Below are 19,554 nucleotides of genomic sequence, written 5' to 3'. Positions count from 1 at the left end.
TGTGGTATCTCTCTCAGCCAGTACAAAATGCCCCTCTCTACGGAGAGTAAATTATGAACAGAGGAAACTGACTGAAGATTGATCAGTCTATCGGCATGCCAGAAGGGAACTTGAGAGAAACTTAATGCGAAGAAAACGGCTTTTAGGAATAAAAAAGCCGAGAGGAGTGGTTCCTCTCGGCTCATGAAGACTAACTTATTGAATTAAAAACGACACCAGTTGTTGTTTTGATTAATTCCGCCGTTTGGCGAGGTATAGCCTAAGCAACCCAGAATCGAGTCATACAGCTCAACATGCCTATGAGTCTGCCCCTGCTTTGCCTGCTTTTGCACCTGCTTAAACATTTTGGCATTGTCACCTGAAGCTAAGAACTTATCCGATGCCCATACCATCAACGGCACACGGAACTGCTCTGGCGGAGCCATTTCACGCGGAGTACCGTGGAAATGCTCATTATCACTGATCGACTCGCCGTGATCAGAGGCATAAAACACCAAGGCTTTTTTATCACGCACCTGATCAATCACGCTTTTAATCATGTTGTCAGTGTACAAAATGCTGTTGTCATAGGAGTTCATCAGCTGCTCTTTGGTACAAGAGTCATCCACGCCCATACACTCTGGCTTGAACTTCGCATAGCTACGCGGGTAACGCTGCGTATACAAATAGTGGGAACCCGACGTATGCAGCACCACTAAATGTTTACCCTTCGGATACTTTTGTAATGAGTTCTGCAACTCTTCCACCAACAGCATATCGTCAACCGGTTTCCCATCGTTACGATGTTCTGCCGCGATAAGCTCTCGGAACGAAAAGTTATCTGAATCGGTATTGTTGTAGAACCAAATCTCACTCTGCATCGCAAAGAGCTCAGAGCTGAATCCGAGCTGATGTAATACAGAGAAAATATTCTGCTCTTTCAGCGTCCGCTGGGCGTTGTTTTCCGTTCCGCCTTCACGCACAAACATGCAGCGCAGGGAAAGTTTGGTTGATGTATCGCAGGACTCACCGCGGAACGCGGCTAGATTAGGTTCCTTGGCCAACTGTGGCGTGGTGTCACGCTCATAGCCTAGAATCCCCATATGATCCCAACGCGCTGTTTCACCGATGATGAACACCACATAGGTATCATCAATCCCTTCAGGCGCAACGTAAGAAAAATGATCCGCTGGATCAAATAAGTCGGCTTCATCCTGTCGCTCATCCAGCGCGGTGTAGCCATATAATCCGAACGCCGCCAGCCAGTTTGATGGCAAGTAAGAGTGAGCCACCACGCCACCATAGCTTGGCATATCAACGTTATTCTTCTGGTCTATTTCTTTCTGCGCGGTTCCCATTAAGTTTAATGGTACCCAGACCACGGCAACGATCAGCGCCATCCCGACTAAAGATATGATTCTTTTACCCGGTGTTTTCAGCTGTTCAAGCAAGGTGTTATGCGCTGAACCCAGCCAGATGATCGCCAAAGGAATGATACTGGCGGCGACAAACCACAACACAAACTTCCAGCCGACAACCTCAGAGAATAGCCCCAAATCGCCTGGAGAAAATACGGAAATGATAATGCCGTAGCCAATCACGACGTTAAATGCCGTCATGTAGTAGCTTGCAGCCACAGAGATCAACGTGATGAGCGTCGCCGTAATTTTGAAGAACCAGCGTCCTCCCAGCGAACACACTCTCAAAATAAAGAAGGTAAAGAGGAGAACAACCATCACCTCTAAACTTCCCGTTAACCATTTAGAAAAATGGAGACCCTCTTTGACTTCGTCAAAACGGCGTAAAAACACCGGAATATTAAGAAAAATACCAATATAAATCGCTAACAGCAGCGCCTGCATTGGTTGTGATAGCAATTTTATTTTTTGCATTACTTTCTGAAACCTTGTTGCTAACCCTAGAAAACATGAGACACACCGCATTCTAAATCGTTCAGATGCGGCGACGGAATTTACCAAGAAAGTTCTTAATCGGCGAGAGACTATTCAGCAGAAAAATGTCGGCACCAGCCTCGCGGCTATGGTGACGGACTTAGGCAAAGAATCATATGGGGGAATTGTCTGAGAAAATGCCCCATAAAATGGGGCATCAAATAGTGGGGTAAAAACGGGTAATAATTAACGGCGGCTCATCTCTTCTGACTTCGCCATACAGCTTTGCATCGCATCCATCACGGCCGCACGCAGACCTTTTTGCTCAAGCACTTTCACGGCTTCAATGGTGGTTCCCCCTGGAGAACACACCATATCTTTGAGCTCACCGGGGTGTTTACCGGTTTCCAGCACCATTTTGGCCGCTCCCATCACCGCCTGCGCGGCAAACTGATAGGCCTGAGCGCGTGGCATTCCACCCAACACCGCAGCATCAGCCATCGCTTCAATAAACATAAATACATAGGCAGGTGCTGAGCCACTGACGCCCACCACGGAATGAATCAGATATTCGGGAACAATAGCAGCCTTACCAAAACTGCTAAAAATTTCCACAATCAGCGCGCTTTCATCCTCGGTCATTTGCTTATTCGGCGTAATTGACGACATTCCTGCATTCACCAACGCCGGCGTATTTGGCATCACGCGCACCACTTTTTGCCCATCTTTCAGCGCAAACTCCAGCGTTTCTAGCGTGACACCTGCGGCAATGGAAACCACAATCGCGTTTGGCTTGAGCGATTCTCTGATTTCACCCAAAACATTCGTCATCATATTTGGCTTAACGCCTACGATCAGAATATCAGCCTGCTTAGCAACCTCATCGGCGCTGCTGGCACCTTGGCTGCCAAACTCCTGGCTAATCGCCTCAACGCTTTGCGCACTACGGTTATACACCGTGATATTTTCCGGTGAGATCAGTTTACTCGCCACCAGACCGCCTAAAATCGCCTTGCCCATATTGCCACAGCCAATAAAACCGATTTTCTTATCCACGATGTTAATCCCCACAGTGCAGTCCTCCGCGATAACGCCCGTTGTACCGAATAAAATTTACATCTTCAGATGCGATTTCTTAGGCTACCACCAAAACCGCGAGAAAGGCACAACCACTCCCCTGAATATAAAAAACAAAAAGGCCTTTCCCATTGATTGGGAAAGGCCTTTTCTGTACGGCTTCTGAACTACAGAGACTGCGCCAAGTATGGCGAGTATCGATTATTTATACAGTTCAGCGGTCGCGTGCATTTTGTTATTCCCAGAGGTGGAAATAATGCGGTAAGAAGATGCGCCAGCCTGTTCAGCTTTAGCCGCTACGCGAGCTTCCAAACCGTCAAGATTGGTTGCGCCACTGACCGACACTACGCCCATTTTCTGCATGTCAGACGCTGGCTGAGAAGAGAGGTCTGCGGCAGTAGCAGCAAATGCGGTTGCAGAGAGTGCGAAAACTACAGCTAAATTTTTGATGATTTTCATAACGTTTACCTTTCTTGAAATTTTGTCGTTTTGAAAGGCGCCCGCCTTCCGATGACTAAAGAATAGATCGGTTAACGGAGAGTTAAAATCGGATAGTTTTGAGCCTCTTGTTCAATTTTTTTGAATGCGATTTAAACAACTTTACGTATGAGTTTTAGTCAGAGGATAACGAGACAAGCCAAATACCAACTTTTTCAGATAAAAGACTTTAAAAACAATCAATAAGCTAACTTTTGAACCAATCGACATAAAATCACATAGCCGACATTTCATTACAGACGGTAGTGTCAGGAAATATTCGTCAGCGCCGCGCATAACATCAACCGAGATGTATCAGCCGAGATGTGCGATGACTTTCGGCAGACACAGCCTAAACCACGGCGTAAAACGCTCAGGCTCGAGCCGCATTTGCTCTAAAATTTCATCCACTGGATGATAAGCAAAAGCATCGGCCTCTTCTGCGTTAAGCTGCGGAACCACGTTGCTGTGACCAATAAAAACATGTGCCAGCTCGTGTTCAGTGAGCCCTCCCCCAACGTCGAGGCAGTAACTTAGTTCAAAAGATTCGTGCAGCGCACACGCCATCCCCATTTCTTGATAGAGCCGCCGCATCGCCGCTTCTTGGGTATCTTCACCGGGGAGCGGGTGACCGCAGCAGGTATTACTCCACTGGCCGCCTGCATGATATTTTTCCGCCGCACGCCGCTGGATCAATAGCTCATTATGATCGTTAAAAATGTACACGGAGATGGCTCGATGCAAGAGTCCCTGCTGATGAACCGCGAGCTTTTCCATTCTGCCAATCGGCATATCGTTTTCATCAACCAGAATCACTTCAATCATGACCTTCCCCTCTCTCATAGTGTTACGACGTACTCCTATTAGCATACCTAATTGTTGCAAACTTTTTTTAATTTAACGCCACATCGATCGCCCGCTAATCTAGCGCAAAAATATTAAGGAGATACCCACATGAGCGGCATTAAAGATATTACTCAGCTTCTGGCCTCGATGGAGCCGACACTCAACACCCAAGCTTTCGTTTTTTGTACCAGCCAATCACTTACGTTGGAACAAGCCGCCGCGCTAAACCCGCTGGGGCTTTTTTTAGAAGCCGAAGGGATCACGCTGATTTTAACTCGCGAAGGCGCACAGACGGCTGGCCTCGATACCAGTGCAGACTTCCGTCAAATCACGCTCACGGTTCATTCTAGCCTTGAGGCCGTTGGGCTAACCGCCGCAATTGCCACTGAACTCGCTCAGGCGGGTATCAGCGCCAACGTTGTGGCCGCTTATTATCATGACCACATTTTCATTCCTGCCGCCGACGCACAGCGCGCTCTAACAGTCCTGACCCAGCTGCAGCAGCGCTGCGCTCTGGCCTAAATAGACCAATAAAAAAACCCGCAGAGGCGTAGCCGATGCGGGCGAAAATCAAGTGATAAAATTTTTAACTCAGTTTTTTGCCGATGCTTTTAGCGAACCATCGGGATTCGTATTATCCAGCGGATAAGGATTTTTATGTTGGCGGTTATAGTTCAAGGCATAAAGCGCCGTGATAACCATGAGTACCACGAACGACCACATCACTTCCTGCGCACCAGAACCGATAACGGCCCAGATACAGTAGATAAACGCGATACTGACAATCGCCAAATAAACTGGGCGAGCTTTACCGAAGTGGCCGTGGCCTAGCAGCAACAATGCCGCACAGGTATAAAGGTAAGGCACCAACGTAAAGATCACACTCACCGACGAAACCAAACCAAACTCTTTCGCCGCATTCGGTGAAATACTGCCGAACTGACAAATAGTCATGAGTACACCAACTATCAGCAAACCTGCAACCGGTGTACCCGCCTTGTTAACTTTGGCGAAAATGGGTGGGAATAAGCCATCATCAGCCGCGGCCTTCGCCGTTTGGCCTGCCAGCAGCGTCCAGCCACCTAATGAGCCCAAACAGCCCGCTGCTGCACAGAATGAAACTACCGCGCCTGCTGTATTACCAAGCGCCATACGCGCCGCATCACCGAAAGGTGAAGCAGAAACACGCAGTGCCGCATTCGGGATCATCCCCATAATCGCGGTGGTAGATAACACATAACACACGGCGGCAATCAGCACCCCGCCAATGGTTGCAATCGGAACGTTGCGCTTCGGATTTTTAACCACGCCAGCCGCCACTGAGGCACTCTCTACCCCGATAAATGACCATAAGGTTACGCTCAAGGTGCTCTGGATGGCGCCAAATGTGCCTTGACCACTGACGTTCCACGCTGCCATATAGGTTTCACCGCGAAACCAAAACCAGCCGAACACCGCAATCCCCACGATTGGGATCAGCGCCAATACCGTCGCCACCGCTTGAACACGGGTGATCATCTGTGGCCCAACAATATTGAGCAACACGAAGATCCACAGCACGACAACGCAGGCAATGGTCAACACCATCGGATCTTTCAATATAGGGAAGAAATAACTGAGGTAGCCAACGCCAATTACCACCATCGCGATATTCCCCACCCAACAGGCTAACCAATACAGCACGTTGGTTTGATAACCGAGGAATGGGCCAAAAGAACGACGGGCATAAGCATAAGAACCGCCGGGACTGGGATCTAAAGACGACATCTTGGCGTACACCATTGAAAGCGCTAATGCGCCAATGATTGTCACCAACCATCCGTAGATTGCAATTCCGCCGGTGGAGGCTAAGTTTGCCGGTAATAAAAATACGCCGGAGCCCATAATGTTCCCTGATACCATTAAGGTAACGGGAATAAGGCCTACTTTATGAGATTCAGAATCCGAAGACATAATCTAACCTTAAGTTAAATAGAATTTTTGGTAGAAATTATATTACTCTCAGAGTTAAATCATGACAGTAGCAAACAGCTAACGTCGCCATTTCCGGCATATTTTTAGCCAATGACAATTTAGTTAAAAATAATATTTATAAAGATAAATAATTAAAAGATTACATAACTTTTCAAACTTCATAAATATATACTCAATCGTCCCAAGATAAATATATTACGACCTTTACCCTAAGGTAGTTCAAGTTGCATTTCGGCAGCAGCTAAATATTACTAAAGCAAACAATTTAGTAAGTGCGCTCGGCCAATACAGAGGCAACTTTAGATATTAAAAATATATTCATTTATAGTGAGATTCTATGCAATCATTTTATCTCTATATTGGTGTACGTAGTTTAGCGGTGTCATACCGTAGTATTCTTTAAATACCGAGATAAAGTAGGAGGTGCTGCTATAGCCACACAGAGAAGAAACCTGGGAAATATTTTTATTAAAAACAATTAGTTGCTCAACGGCATAGCGCATTCTACAGTCAGTGATAATTTTACTGTAGGTGGTATCTTCATTTTTTAGTTTCTTTTTCAATGAGCTAGGACTTAAGCACAGGCAGCTGGCGACGGACGTCAGGCTCCATTCTTTATGCATATTGCTCTGAATGATGCTGTAAACATTCGCGCTAAGATTGCTTCTAATCTCACGAATAAGAAACGGTATTAGATTGTTATTGTTTAGGAAAATAGATAAAACGGTGAACGAAAGACAACGGCTACGCTCACGGTCAACTTCACTATTTAGCGCATCTTGCGATAGTCGCACCGCCTCCTGGAAAATATGTGGTGTTTGGCAGCGTTCAATCATATAGCACGGTGTAGAACGCAGATTAGGAGACAGCGCGCTGATGTCTTTTTTTAAGAAATGGATATAGTCCTTAACAACATCTTTATTCAAATATAATACTGCTGAGTCATCCAACTCTGAAAAATCTATTACGTTATTTTTACATGAAATTAGCATCATGTGATTAGCTTTGAATGTAACTTCATTCTCAGAGTTAAAATTAACAGTGACATCTTTGCGCGTTAAAACGACAACGCAACCTTCGTTGTTACTGAGTTTCATATTAAGACATCCTACAGACGTAAAGAATAAAATGCCGTTATTACACGAGGCTTATCGGCTAAAGTAATAAGACATAAAAGAAAAAGTAATACATATGACAATTCTACGACCCGACACTAAAATACAGAGCTTTTCTAATTATTCAATATAACGAGGATAAATACTGCCGTATCATTTTTTTTACGCATAGTAATCGTACAATTACAGAATAAAAAATAAACATACAGGTATGAAAAAGCGCGGGATATACCCGCGCAAATACTACAAGAGAAACTGCTTTATCTTTTTTTGCTGTGGTGTCTTTGCTTCATCACCAACGAGGGTTATTCCGTGCGTACGCACATCACGTGATAAACACCGTTGATAATTTCTGTCCCTTCGGTTTCATGTTCAAAACCGGGGAATTCGTGGTCCCACGCTTGTAGAGCTCGCAGATAACCGATCTGTGGACTCTCTTCACCGCCGAAACTTTCACCGGATAATAGCATTGGGATTCCCGGTGGGTAAGGGATGATGGAGTTGGCTGCAACACGGTTGACCAGACCGTCAATCGCAACCATCTCCACCTTATTCGCAACAATAGCCTGATAAGCCGCACGCGGTGTTATTACCGCTTCTGGCAGGCCAGAATAAGCCGCATTTAGTTTAGCTCCTGGGTTGTTTTTGCGCAGATAGGCAAACATTTTGTCGCCTAAATCACGCAAACCTAGCTTGCCGTAGATTTCAGGCTGCTGCGCAACCAGATCGGGCAATACTGAAGATAGCGCGGTATTGGCATCATAATGGCGTTTAAACGAGAGCAACGTGTTGATAAGCGTGCCCCACTTCCCTTTGGTGACCCCCATGGAGAACAGGAACATCACTTGGAAATCGGTGGTACGCGTCGGCACAATGCCGTGGCGGCTCAGCCATGCGGTTACCAAAGCCGCTGGTACGCCCTTCTCTTGCAGCTCACCGTCAGCGCCCATGCCTGGAGCCAAAATGCTGACCTTGATAGGGTCCAACATGCTCCAGTTTTCAGGCAGATCTTTAAAGCCGTGCCAGTTATCTTCAGGATTCATCACCCAGCAGCTTTGTTCGGTTGCCAGAAGCTGAGCCGGCGCATCTTCAAACGCCATCTGCTTACCGGTAGCCGGATCGGTGACAATTTCTTGGTTCCACGGTTTGAAGAACCAATCACCATCCTGAGTAAACTCTTTATACAAACGCGCCATCGCCTGACGGAAGTCGACCGCCTCATTAATCACTTCCTGCGTCAGCGAGAGACCGCTGTTACCGTCCATCATCGACACCGCTACGTCATTAGAAGCGCAGATCGCATACAGTGGCGAAGTGGTAGCGTGCATCATGTATGCTTGGTTAAAGCGTGAAAAATCAACGGCACCACGGCCATCGCGCACATGAATATAAGATGCCTGAGATAACGCATTGAGCAGTTTGTGCGTTGAGTGGGTCGCAAACAGCGTTGGGCCTTCATGATCGCCAGGTTCTCCACGCATGGCGTGATGATCGCGATACATTGGGTTAAAGCGTGCATAGCCATACCAAGCTTCATCGAAATGAATGCGGTCAGTGGTTTTTTCCAATAAATCCTGCGCATTTTTGGCGTTGTAGCACACACCATCATAAGTACAGTTGGTCACCACGCTATAAGAAGGCTGCTGGCCCTGCTTGTTTTTACTCAGTGGGCTGTTGGCGATTTTTTCTTTAATCACTTCCGGCTGCATCTGCTGCGGATAGATTGGCCCGATGATCCCATAACGGTTGCGGCTTGGCAGCATGTAAACCGGTTTGGCGCCGGTTAATATTAGCCCCTGCTCGATGGATTTATGGCAGTTGCGGTCAATAACCACCACGTCATCTTCGGTCATGCACGCTTGCATAATGGTGCGGTTCGAACCAGAAGTCCCCACCACCACAGAATACGAGTGATCGGCACCAAATACGCGCGCCGCGTTCTTTTCGCTTTCACCGAATGCGCCGGTGTGATCGAGTAAAGAGCCTAACGAGGTACGTTCAATCCCCATATCGGTGCGGAACAGGTTTTCACCGTAATAGTCGTGGTAAAAACGACCGGCAGGCGTTTTAGTAAAACCAACGCCGCCCTGATGGCCCGGCGCCGCCCATGAATATTCATGAACGTCGCTATATTTCATCAGCGCCGTCATCAACGGTGGCAGCAGCTGCTGATGATAACGGTTCATGGCAGCAACGGCGCGCCCGGCAATAAAATCAGCGGTGTCTTCAAGGATCCAAGCAAATTCATCAATTTGCTCCATCATCTCGCGGCTAAGCTGCTGAGTTGCTTTCTCTCTGTCACTCAGCAGAAAGACCGGAACATTCTCCTGCCGCTCATGCAGTTTATTAAGCATTTGCTGAGCAAGCACGTGCTCAGCGGAATCATCCATCCCACGGCTAAACATCAGACAATCGATAGCTTCATTGGCAGACAAAATGGCATAACCATCGTCAAATGAGGCCGCTTTAATTACCTCAACATTTTGACGGCTCAGCTCATCGGCCAAACGTTCAACGGCGGCACCCACATAGGTGTCTTGATGGAGAAATTCACTTTCAACAATTAATACTTTCATCATGTGTTTATCCTTACAGATAAATAAACATAACGTTTAGTCGCGCTGAGGATATTTATCTATACCCAAAATAATTCTAGTTGCATTGAGGCGGCAAGTGAACGAAGCCCGATGAGCTTACTCAAGTAAGTGATTCGGGTGAGTGAACACGGCCAACAAAAATGCATTTTGAAGTATGAGGGGTATATATTCTCAGAGCACTAAACCGCCATACAAAATAGAATGAGTGTTATTGTTAAACCTTATATAACGCATTAGGGTTTTACCCGCTCTTTCCTTGGAATTAGTATTGCCCTTAATTATCCGCGTTGTAAAGCCAGTAAGTAAATACAAAATAAAATTAATAAATAAAATAAAATCAATAACATAAATAAAAAAATGACTACCAAAAGGCACATTTAGAGAAATGTTATGCACAACAATTTTATTTTTTTACCTTATAGTGATATTTATTTATAACCTATCCAACGGTTATATTTACATAAAAAACAAACGCTATTGTTCATCCACAAATCTTTACGATAATAGATATTCAGCCACCTCAATTATTTATTTTATAAGAGAAGCACTTCACAAATAACGCTCACCAACGGCAGTGCAGTTGGCTACCGTGTTATCCTTCAGCACATCGTGTTATCAACATAAGATATCCCATGACGAGCGAACATTTTGCGGGGAAGTATGAGGCTGAACTGAAATTTCACCTCAGCGATCCCGATGCCTTTCTCGAGCGCATCACTTTGGCAGGCGCTGAGCCTTTTCACCTCAATAATCGAGAGATCGATTGCTACTATGATCGCCCAGCGTCTGAGCACTCAGGCTCAACGCTAGAAAAGAGCGGCATTAGCATGTGCATTCGTGAAATGCAGCCGTCTGGTATTAAGCTATGGATCGTTAAAGGGCCGGACGCGTCGGAATGCGAAGCAATTAATATTGAGGATTGCGAAAAAGTGGCCAGCATGGTGCAGAAACTCGGTTTTCAACCCAGTTTGCGCATGGAGAAAAACCGCAGCATCTATTTTTTAGGTCGTTACCACATCACCCTCGATCATCTTCCTAATCTGGGCTATTTTGCCGAAATCGCCATCATGACCGATGATGAGCAGGCAGTGCCAGAATTGCTCAGCGATTTACGCCGTCAAGCATTCGCGTTAGGGCTGGAAGATTCACATAGGGAAAAGCGCAGTTATCGGGAAATGATGGCATGATGTGTTTTCTCATCCTCCCACTAAAGAGAGGATGAGAACATAGGCGTTTTAACGGATCACCATCACATTCACTTTGGCATGGCGTACAATGCCTGCCGCATTCGAGCCCAACAGATAAGTTTTTACGCTTGGGCGGTGTGAGCCAACAATGATGAGGTCAGCCCCCATTTCATCAGCCTGTTGCAGTGCCTCATCCCGTGGTGTGCCGAAACGAATGGTGTAAGACATACGTTCTGCAGGCAAATCTACCCCCTGCATGATCTCCCTAATTCTTTCTTCAGCATAGGTCACCGCTTTGTTTTCAAACTCTTTGATACCAAAAGAGTATGCGGTAACGAAGGCCTGTGCATCGGGCAAAACATACAAAAAATGCACATCAGCGTCTGACATTTTTGCCAAATACTCAACGTGACGCAGGGCGTTTTGAGTCAGAATATCCTCTTCAATATCTACCGGCACCAAAATGCTTTTATACATATTTATGACCTCTCCATGTAGAAAACTTATGAATAGAATAACCTTACCTAATTGACGGTGGAACCAGTTTAGGGTGGAACTGTGAACTAACCCATTACCACTGAGAACCATTCTTTATGTTGCCCCAGCAAGGGAAAATTCCGTCTTCAAACTGATATATAAGCGATAGGATAAGATTAATATTATATCTCGTCACTTCAGTGTGTTGTGTTACATAAGATGACGAACTTTCAATAAGATTAAAATTTCTATATTTAGAGAGCAAATCTAAATGAGGTTTTATCTCACTATTGAACTGGATGTCCTGAGGTGACGTAAAAAGGTAAATATTTTTGTTTGTATCTTTATCTGTTTTTATTTGTTTAGAAATATAGTTGTCGAGTATTTTAATATTTAATGGATGGATATTCCCCATCATAGCTTGTCCGACATGCTGCCAAGCACCCTCCGCAACATAACGCCCAATACTAAACTGTGGCACACAGGTTATAATATTTTTTATATTATGTTTAACCCCATAATACAATGACATAGACCCACCTTTCGAGGCGCCTAGTATTGACGTATATTTTGGCTTAGCAAACTTAATAACGCCTGAAATCAGCGCACTAACACCTTGCTCAATGTCAAACTTCATATTTTTACATAAATAATATGCAGGCAAGGAATCAAAATCATCTTTAATCCATAATATGGAAGAGCGGCAATGCCCTAGCATCGTAAAATCATAAACAGTCGGATCGGGCAAGTTGAATCCTGACATGACAATTAATAGATGCTCGCAATCGTATGTTGATTTTTTGAATCGATAATGAATTTGAGTATCAGGTTTATAGTTAAATATCAGGTCTTCCATCTTTTCCCCCTCACCATATTGAAACAGTATTAAGCGACACAACTCGTTGTGTTCTGAACCTTGTTGCAATAAAAAAGCCCCGCAATTTATGCGGGGCTTTTCGTAAGATGATTTTCGACAGCGTTACAGCGAGCTAGTGAACGTCCTTGAGATCACATCTTGCTGCTGTTCACGCGTCAGCGCGTTAAAACGCACTGCATAGCCTGATACCCTGATAGTTAAACTCGGATATTTATCTGGGTTTTCAATCGCATCCAGCAGCATTTCACGGTTCATAACGTTCACGTTTAGATGCTGCCCGCCTTCGACGTCTTCTTCATGGTGGAAATAACCATCAATCAGACCAACCAGGTTGTTTTTACGAATAAATTCGTCTTTACCTAACGCCCCTGGGACGATAGAGAAGGTATAGGAAATACCATCTTTAGCATACTTGAACGGCAGTTTAGCCACCGAGGTTAACGACGCGACCGCACCTTTACGATCGCGGCCGTGCATCGGGTTAGCACCCGGGCCAAATGGCATGCCTGCGCGGCGTCCGTCCGGCGTATTGCCAGTTTTCTGCCCGTAAACCACGTTCGAGGTAATGGTCAGAATAGACTGTGTTGGCTCAGCATCTCGGTAGGTTGGCAGCTTCTGGATCTTCTTCATGAAGCGCTCAACCAAATCACAGGCGATATCATCGACACGCTGGTCGTTGTTACCGAACTGCGGATATTCACCGTCGATAGCGAAGTCGATAGCCAACCCATTTTCATCACGAATTGGGCGCACTTTGGCATACTTGATAGCAGCCAATGAGTCGGCGGCAACCGATAGCCCAGCGATACCACACGCCATGGTGCGAACCACGTCGCGATCATGCAGCGCCATGAGAGCAGCTTCATAGCTGTATTTATCATGCATGTAGTGGATAACGTTCAACGCAGTGATGTACTGAACAGCCAACCAATCCATAAACGAATCCAGGCTCGCCATGACTTTGTCGTAATCCAAGACTTCATCTGTCATGGCTGGCACTTTCGGACCAACCTGAATTTTCAGCTTTTCATCCACGCCGCCGTTGATGCAATACAGCAACGTTTTCGCCAAGTTGGCGCGTGCACCAAAGAACTGCATCTGCTTGCCAACCACCATCGGGCTAACACAGCAGGCAATCGCATAGTCGTCACTGTCAAAATCAGGGCGCATTAAATCATCGTTTTCATACTGTAACGACGAGGTCGCAATAGACAGATTCGCAGCATAGGCTTTGAAAGATTTTGGCAAGCGTTCAGACCACAGGATCGTCAAGTTAGGCTCTGGTGATGGCCCCATGGTTTCCAGCGTATTCAGATAACGGTAGGAGTTTTTGGTGACCAGCGTTCTGCCGTCTAAGCCCATCCCACCGATAACTTCGGTTGCCCAGATCGGGTCACCAGAGAATAACGTATCAAACTCAGGCGTACGTAAGAAACGCACCATGCGGATTTTCATAATGAAATGGTCAATCAGCTGCTGTGCTTCCTGCTCATTGATCACCCCATTTTTCAGATCGCGTTCGATATAAACGTCTAAGAACGTCGAAGTACGGCCCAGCGACATCGCGCCACCGTTCTGAGATTTCACCGCCGCCAAATAGCCAAAATAGAGCCACTGGATAGCTTCTTGCGCGTTCTGTGCCGGACGAGAAATATCAAACCCGTATTTCGCCGCCATTTCCTGAATCTGTTTCAGCGCACGGCGCTGTTCGGCCAATTCTTCGCGCTGGCGAATCACTTGCTCAAGCTGAATGCCTTTTTCCAGCTTGCCCTGCAGATCGGCAAACTGCAATTCGCGTTCACGAATCAGATAACGGATGCCATACAGAGCCACACGGCGGTAGTCACCGATGATACGCCCACGGCCATAGCCGTCTGGCAAGCCGGTTAAAACACCGGATTTACGGCAGCGCATCATTTCAGGTGAATAAACGTCAAACACGCCTTGGTTGTGTGTTTTACGAATATCAGTGAAAAGATATTTAAAATTAGGATCCAGCTTGCGATTGTAGGCTTCAAACGAGCTCTCAATCATATTGATGCCGCCAAACGGGAATAACGCACGCTTCAGTGGTTTTTCTGTTTGTAAGCCAACAATTTTTTCCAGATCTTGATGAATATATCCCGGCGCATGGGCAGTAATGGTTGTCGCAATATCATTATCAAAATCGACCGGAGCGTGAGTGGAGTTTTCAATCCGCACGCCTTCCATTACTTTTTCCCACAGCTTGGTGGTTGCTTCGGTTGCAGTCGAAAGGAAAGACTCATCACCTTCATAAGGCGTATAGTTATTCTGAATAAAGTCTCTTACATTAATGCTACCTTTCCATTCTGTTCCTGCAAAACCATGCCAAGCTTCGGTAAATATATTCTCAGTCACGTCCAGATCGATATTCATTATCAAGCTCCATGTAACATAGGTATCGCCCCTATTTAATTAGGGGCGAAAAGAGTATTTAGGCAGTATTTATTTAGAAAAATTTGAATTACGTTATGCGAACACAATATGTTCTGCGGAAGAACTCACGCGAATAGCATCCAGCGCAATCATCTTCTCTTCATTGGTTGGGATCACCGCGGCGATAACTTTAGAAGCCGGGGACGTAATCACTTCAGCTTCTCCGGTGCGACGCAGGTGATTTTTTGCTTCATCAAGTTCAAGACCGAATACCGCAAGATGCTGTAGGGTTAACTGGCGAATCAGCTCAGAGTTCTCACCAATCCCGCCGGTGAAAACAATGGCATCAAGCTTATTCAACGAGGCAGCGTGGCCACCGATATGGCGAGCTAAGCGGTGTACGAAAACATTGATCGCCAGCTGTGCGCCTTCATGCCCTTCTTCATATGCTTTTTGCAACACGCGCAGATCGCTTGAAAGCCCAGAAATACCTAACAGGCCAGACTCTTTGTTCACCATGAACATTAAATCTTCTAACGTCTTGCCGGTTTTATCCGCCAGATATGCCAGTGCGCCAAAATCAACGTCACCGCTACGCGTTCCCATCACTAAGCCTTCCAGCGGAGTCATACCCATAGACGTATCAACGCTTTGGCCATTTTGTACCGCACAGACGGATGCGCCGTTACCTAAGTGAGCGACAATAATCCCGGAGTTCTTTTCATCTAAGCCTAATTGCTCAATCGCCTGCTGCGCGACATAGCGATGAGAGGTTCCGTGGAAGCCATATCTTCTCACGCCATATTGTGTGAAATATTGCTGTGGAAGCGCATAGGTATAGGCTTCAGGTTTTAAGGTCTGGTGAAACGCGGTATCAAATACGGCCACATGCGGTAATTCAGGGAATATATGGCGCGCAGCCATAATGCCCTCAAGATTGGCATAATTATGTAAAGGTGCCAGAGATGAAACATTAGTAATTTCTTTCAATACTTCATCATTAATTAATGTCGCATCGCTAAATGCTTCTCCACCGTGCGCAATACGGTGGCCTACACATGAAATAGAGTCGCTGAGTTTTCTTTTCTCTAATTCTCTAACAATAGAGTTCAATGCATCTTCATAACTACCGGTTTTTAAATTAATACTGATAGTCTTATCAATGGTCATTGAGGTATTTTCAATACCGACGTTATCAACAATGCCGGACATCATCACATCGCAGTTATTTCCTTGCATAACGGAGAATTTAATTGATGAAGATCCACAATTAATAACTAGCACTACAGATTTTGAAGACATAGATATACCTCACAGCTAACTCCCCAGAGAGGAGTTAGCTGTTATTCTTTTAAATTTAGATTAAATAAGTTTGTAGAAAATATTCAGAATAGTCAGCAGGCCAACAATGGTAACAAAGTAGTTTTCTGGCTTGCCTTTATATTTCGCCAGCGCTGGCACTTTGCGAACCGCATACATCGGCAGCAGACACAGCAGGGAGGCAATGATAGGCGCACCCATGGCTTCAATCAGGTCAAGAATGTTCGGGTTAACATAAGCCACTACCCAAGTAGAGCCCATGATGAAGAACATACTGATCAGGTTCAGTTTGCCGGTTGAATACTTCTTCTTGTCACCTTTACAAGCGAACTTAACAATCAGGCCATTCATCCCTTCCAGCGTTCCCAGATAGTGACCAAAGAACGATTTGAAGATAGCGACCAGTGCAATCAGTGAAGCACCATATTCCAGCACGGTTGAGAAGGTAGACTTACCACCGGCCATGGTTGAGAAGTGGTTTGCCAGATAAGAAAGAACCGGAATGTTTTGCGCTTTAGCATCAGCCATCATCGCTGGAGACAGCGTGAACAGGCAGCTGAAGGCAAAGAACATCACCACGGCAACCATCAGCATACTCGCGCGAGAGATGATTTTAGAGCAGCGATCTTCGGTGAACTGCTTACCAAATTCAGGCTCGTACTCTTCACGTTTAGATTCAACGAAAGAGGAAACGATAGGCGAGAAGTTAAAGGAGAACACCATGATGGCGATACCCAGCCATACGTTGACCAGAATGCCGTCGTGACCAAGCAGAGAGATGCTGCTGGTGCTAACTTGTTCGAATACAGACGCGTTCCAGTAAGGGATCAGAGACAGGGAAATCAGAACCAAGCTGGCGATGAATGGGAATACCAAGAAGCTCATGACCTTCACCATCAAATTCTTACCGAAGAAGATGATGAAAGCCATTGCCATCAATAGAACCAGCGCCACCAGGCCACGGTTCAACGGCATTAACTGCAGCTGGTTTTCCCAGAATGTCATGAAAGTGTTGGTGATGGTGACACCATAAATCCATAACAGAGGGCAAATCGCGAAGAAGTACAGGAAGGTAATAATGACCCCACCTGTTTTACCAAAGTGCTCTTCAACCGTGTCAGTAATGTTGCCTGTAATATTGCTACCAGACAGACACAGGCGCGCTAATGCGCGATGGCATAAGAAAGCAATTGGGTAGGCCAACACAAGCATGATCAGGATAGGGATCAAACCGCCAAAGCCTGCACGGATAGGGAAGAACAGAACCCCTGCGCCGATGGCGGTGCCAAATAATCCAAGAGTCCACGTGGTGTCCGATTTCCGCCACATAGTTCCCTGATTCGTATAGGTAACGCTGTCTGTCGTCATACTGTAATTCCTCACGGATTTGCCCTTTTTTGAGGCTACATCACTGTAACCTCAGCTAGGGTCTATACCCTGTCGGGTGTTTGCATAATTATTAGTGAACGTGATTCAGTCCCGTTATCTCTGATATTCTGGATAAATCAATATTCCCACCGGAAATAAGGCTAACGGTCTTTTTATTTTCGATATAGCCCTTGAGCTTACCGCTTAATATGGCCGCAGATGCCAATGCGCCAGCACCTTCAGTCACGATCTTGTTTCTTTGGATAAGATCAATCATACCGCGCTTAATTTCTTCTTCAGTGACTACCACAATGTCGGTTACCAGCTCTTTGACAATCTCATATGTCAGCTTACCTGGCGTCGACACGTCGCAACCGTCCGCAATTGTACCTGTTGTGCGGTGAGATAAAAATTGCCCTTCATGGAAAGATTTCGCCATTCCGTGAACGTTGACCGCTTGCACACCTATGATATTGATTGTTGGGTTAATTGATTTTAACGCGATGGCGATACCGGAAATTAATCCCCCACCGCCGATAGGGACAATAACGTTATCCACGTCATAAAGATCTTCAAGGATTTCTAAACCGATAGTTCCTTGGCCTGCAATCACTTTTGCGTCGTCGTAAGGAGGAATAAAGATTCTATTTTCTAACTCAATTAATTCATGAGCCTTTGAGATGGTGTCGTTAAAGCTATTTCCGTGAAGAATAACCTCAGCAGAATAATCTGCCGTTGCGGCAACTTTAGAGCTCGGTGCAGTACAAGGCATAACAACTTTGCTGTCAATTCCCAGCATAGCGCAAGACAGGGAAACGCCCTGCGCGTGGTTACCTGCGGAACAGGCAATCACGCCCTGCTCACGTTCTTCTCTGGATAATGAAGCTAACTTATTAAAAGCACCGCGAATTTTAAAAGAACCGGTGCGTTGCATATTCTCAAATTTTAGATGGATGGTGCCGTTACAACGTTCACTGAGGTAGTTAGACTTAGGCATGCCAGTTTTATAGACGTGACCTTTTATCCTTTGTTGGGCCTCAATTATGTCGTTAAGCGTCACAGGTAGATTATTATATATCTTCATTTTCTCATCCCACAGATTATTTGACGCCTGCAGTATGATGAAATATTTCCGATTTGAATGTGATTGGCGTCGCGATAATTTAATTCATTATTTATTTTCTGATTCACAAATTATGAACAGTATTTCCATTTTAATTATTATATGAAGATTTAAAGAAAAAAATATTTTTGTATTCTTACAAAGATAATTTAAGTGATATTAATGGATTGTTATCAATGTTGCAGATGCGTAGTTCGACGCCCGATTATCAAGATGATAATAGGTAGATTAATTGTTAATTATTTAAATGAAGATTTAATTTCCACCTCTTAATAAATAAGTCAGCATATTAATTAGCAAAAGATGTCATTTTTTTAGCAAATATGGCTTATTTTATTTGTGATCAAGATCGTTCCCTTTTGTTTATATCTGTGCCTATAAATATAAAAGAACTGCCTTGGTTTTTAGGTATCCAAAAATGCAAATAGTTAATATCACGCTAGATATAATAAGCTCGATCACGGATATCCATTTTCCGTTTGAATTCTGTTCATTTAATGAGCAAGTTTACTTAAAAGCAAAGCACGACCAGCGCTACGTCATCGCACATGCCTATGATTTACCAGCCAACCTGACATGCACAGTCTTTGATAGTCACTGGGCTCTCAGGCATGACTACAAATTTGAGGTCAAAACGACCAATGATTTACGAGATGCTTTGTTAATCGGCAACGTGATGGGATGGTGGTCTGCGAATGAAATCCAGCTACTGCAGCAGCTCGTTAACTCAATGGATCAATCACTTGTTATTGTAGCTAACTGAAGAGCTAGATTTACAGTTTCCAGTGAACTTCAAAGGCGTATTTTCCCTACCCACTCTCTATTTTTCTCCATCTTTGCCGATAACG

The 19,554-nt window shown here is 45.2% G+C and carries 16 protein-coding genes; 3 read left to right on the top strand and 13 right to left on the bottom strand.

The features are described from left to right. Positions 1 to 203 precede the first annotated feature (203 nt). The 4 genes from eptB to idi form a co-directional block, all read right to left on the bottom strand. Positions 204 to 1,871, bottom strand: a complete 1,668-nt coding sequence (gene eptB / locus BN1044_RS00965; protein ID WP_072307175.1) for a kdo(2)-lipid A phosphoethanolamine 7''-transferase — start codon at positions 1,869 to 1,871, stop codon at positions 204 to 206. Between the two features lie 246 nt (positions 1,872 to 2,117). Then, entirely contained in the window at positions 2,118 to 2,942 is an 825-nt protein-coding gene (gene proC / locus BN1044_RS00960) for a pyrroline-5-carboxylate reductase (protein ID WP_139130865.1), read from the bottom strand. Between the two features lie 207 nt (positions 2,943 to 3,149). Further along, entirely contained in the window at positions 3,150 to 3,407 is a 258-nt protein-coding gene (gene bhsA, locus BN1044_RS00955; protein WP_072307174.1) for a multiple stress resistance protein BhsA, read from the bottom strand. 333 nt (positions 3,408 to 3,740) lie between these two features. Further along, positions 3,741 to 4,250: an isopentenyl-diphosphate Delta-isomerase gene (idi, locus tag BN1044_RS00950; protein WP_072307173.1), complete on the bottom strand. Its 510-nt coding sequence runs from the start codon at positions 4,248 to 4,250 to the stop codon at positions 3,741 to 3,743. 129 nt (positions 4,251 to 4,379) lie between these two features. Between idi and BN1044_RS00945 the strand changes: the two genes are divergently transcribed. Then, entirely contained in the window at positions 4,380 to 4,793 is a 414-nt protein-coding gene (locus tag BN1044_RS00945) for an ACT domain-containing protein (protein WP_072307172.1), read from the top strand. A 69-nt stretch (positions 4,794 to 4,862) separates the two neighbouring features. Here BN1044_RS00945 and adiC read toward each other — a convergent pair whose 3' ends face one another. From adiC to adiA, 3 genes are all read right to left on the bottom strand, one after another. Further along, positions 4,863 to 6,224, bottom strand: a complete 1,362-nt coding sequence (gene adiC, locus BN1044_RS00940; RefSeq protein ID WP_072307171.1) for an arginine/agmatine antiporter — start codon at positions 6,222 to 6,224, stop codon at positions 4,863 to 4,865. Positions 6,225 to 6,580: 356 nt separating this feature from the next. Further along, positions 6,581 to 7,342 (bottom strand): AraC family transcriptional regulator, encoded by a 762-nt coding sequence (locus BN1044_RS00935; RefSeq protein ID WP_072307170.1) that lies wholly within the window; start codon positions 7,340 to 7,342, stop codon positions 6,581 to 6,583. A gap of 323 nt (positions 7,343 to 7,665) precedes the next feature. Continuing rightward, positions 7,666 to 9,936: an arginine decarboxylase gene (gene adiA / locus BN1044_RS00930; RefSeq protein ID WP_072307191.1), complete on the bottom strand. Its 2,271-nt coding sequence runs from the start codon at positions 9,934 to 9,936 to the stop codon at positions 7,666 to 7,668. A 653-nt stretch (positions 9,937 to 10,589) separates the two neighbouring features. Here adiA and BN1044_RS00925 point away from each other — a divergent pair. After that, positions 10,590 to 11,144: a class IV adenylate cyclase gene (locus BN1044_RS00925; protein ID WP_072307169.1), complete on the top strand. Its 555-nt coding sequence runs from the start codon at positions 10,590 to 10,592 to the stop codon at positions 11,142 to 11,144. Between the two features lie 48 nt (positions 11,145 to 11,192). Here the strand turns inward: BN1044_RS00925 and BN1044_RS00920 are convergent, their stop codons facing one another. The 6 genes from BN1044_RS00920 to tdcB all read right to left on the bottom strand — a co-directional run bounded on the left by BN1044_RS00920 (position 11,193) and on the right by tdcB (position 18,667). After that, a complete protein-coding gene (locus BN1044_RS00920; RefSeq protein WP_072307168.1) occupies positions 11,193 to 11,621 on the bottom strand; it encodes a universal stress protein in 429 nt (142 codons plus the stop codon). Positions 11,622 to 11,715: 94 nt separating this feature from the next. Further along, positions 11,716 to 12,477, bottom strand: a complete 762-nt coding sequence (locus BN1044_RS00915; RefSeq protein ID WP_072307167.1) for a hypothetical protein — start codon at positions 12,475 to 12,477, stop codon at positions 11,716 to 11,718. A 123-nt stretch (positions 12,478 to 12,600) separates the two neighbouring features. After that, complete coding sequence (gene pflB / locus BN1044_RS00910) at positions 12,601 to 14,895, bottom strand: formate C-acetyltransferase (RefSeq protein ID WP_072307166.1); 2,295 nt, start codon at positions 14,893 to 14,895, stop codon at positions 12,601 to 12,603. Between the two features lie 93 nt (positions 14,896 to 14,988). Then, positions 14,989 to 16,197, bottom strand: a complete 1,209-nt coding sequence (gene tdcD / locus BN1044_RS00905; protein WP_072307165.1) for a propionate kinase — start codon at positions 16,195 to 16,197, stop codon at positions 14,989 to 14,991. A gap of 60 nt (positions 16,198 to 16,257) precedes the next feature. Beyond that, the gene (gene tdcC / locus BN1044_RS00900) at positions 16,258 to 17,583 is read right to left on the bottom strand and encodes a threonine/serine transporter TdcC (protein ID WP_072307164.1); all 1,326 of its coding nucleotides are present in this window, start codon (positions 17,581 to 17,583) and stop codon (positions 16,258 to 16,260) included. Between the two features lie 91 nt (positions 17,584 to 17,674). Continuing rightward, the gene (gene tdcB / locus BN1044_RS00895) at positions 17,675 to 18,667 is read right to left on the bottom strand and encodes a bifunctional threonine ammonia-lyase/L-serine ammonia-lyase TdcB (RefSeq protein WP_025799579.1); all 993 of its coding nucleotides are present in this window, start codon (positions 18,665 to 18,667) and stop codon (positions 17,675 to 17,677) included. Between the two features lie 457 nt (positions 18,668 to 19,124). On the opposite strand from tdcB, the gene BN1044_RS00890 reads away from it, so the two are divergent. After that, positions 19,125 to 19,469: a hypothetical protein gene (locus tag BN1044_RS00890; protein ID WP_072307163.1), complete on the top strand. Its 345-nt coding sequence runs from the start codon at positions 19,125 to 19,127 to the stop codon at positions 19,467 to 19,469. The last annotated feature ends 85 nt before the right edge of the window (positions 19,470 to 19,554 follow it).

It is taken from the genome of Hafnia alvei, from assembly GCF_900095695.1.
GTDB classification, from domain to species: Bacteria; Pseudomonadota; Gammaproteobacteria; order Enterobacterales; family Enterobacteriaceae; genus Hafnia; species Hafnia alvei_B.
Note: the sequence above shows the minus strand (reverse complement) of the source record. Positions and strands in the feature narration are given on the sequence as shown.

What these genes read in the sequence shown, in the direction of transcription:
- eptB (WP_072307175.1), bottom strand. Translation starts at nt 1,871, where the DNA reads ATGCAAAAAATAAAATTGCTATCACAACCAATGCAGGCGCTGCTGTTA.
- bhsA (WP_072307174.1), bottom strand. Translation starts at nt 3,407, where the DNA reads ATGAAAATCATCAAAAATTTAGCTGTAGTTTTCGCACTCTCTGCAACC.
- idi (WP_072307173.1), bottom strand. Translation starts at nt 4,250, where the DNA reads ATGATTGAAGTGATTCTGGTTGATGAAAACGATATGCCGATTGGCAGA.
- BN1044_RS00945 (WP_072307172.1), top strand. Translation starts at nt 4,380, where the DNA reads ATGAGCGGCATTAAAGATATTACTCAGCTTCTGGCCTCGATGGAGCCG.
- adiC (WP_072307171.1), bottom strand. Translation starts at nt 6,224, where the DNA reads ATGTCTTCGGATTCTGAATCTCATAAAGTAGGCCTTATTCCCGTTACC.
- BN1044_RS00935 (WP_072307170.1), bottom strand. Translation starts at nt 7,342, where the DNA reads ATGAAACTCAGTAACAACGAAGGTTGCGTTGTCGTTTTAACGCGCAAA.
- adiA (WP_072307191.1), bottom strand. Translation starts at nt 9,936, where the DNA reads ATGAAAGTATTAATTGTTGAAAGTGAATTTCTCCATCAAGACACCTAT.
- BN1044_RS00925 (WP_072307169.1), top strand. Translation starts at nt 10,590, where the DNA reads ATGACGAGCGAACATTTTGCGGGGAAGTATGAGGCTGAACTGAAATTT.
- BN1044_RS00920 (WP_072307168.1), bottom strand. Translation starts at nt 11,621, where the DNA reads ATGTATAAAAGCATTTTGGTGCCGGTAGATATTGAAGAGGATATTCTG.
- BN1044_RS00915 (WP_072307167.1), bottom strand. Translation starts at nt 12,477, where the DNA reads ATGGAAGACCTGATATTTAACTATAAACCTGATACTCAAATTCATTAT.
- pflB (WP_072307166.1), bottom strand. Translation starts at nt 14,895, where the DNA reads ATGAATATCGATCTGGACGTGACTGAGAATATATTTACCGAAGCTTGG.
- tdcD (WP_072307165.1), bottom strand. Translation starts at nt 16,197, where the DNA reads ATGTCTTCAAAATCTGTAGTGCTAGTTATTAATTGTGGATCTTCATCA.
- tdcC (WP_072307164.1), bottom strand. Translation starts at nt 17,583, where the DNA reads ATGACGACAGACAGCGTTACCTATACGAATCAGGGAACTATGTGGCGG.
- tdcB (WP_025799579.1), bottom strand. Translation starts at nt 18,667, where the DNA reads ATGAAGATATATAATAATCTACCTGTGACGCTTAACGACATAATTGAG.
- BN1044_RS00890 (WP_072307163.1), top strand. Translation starts at nt 19,125, where the DNA reads ATGCAAATAGTTAATATCACGCTAGATATAATAAGCTCGATCACGGAT.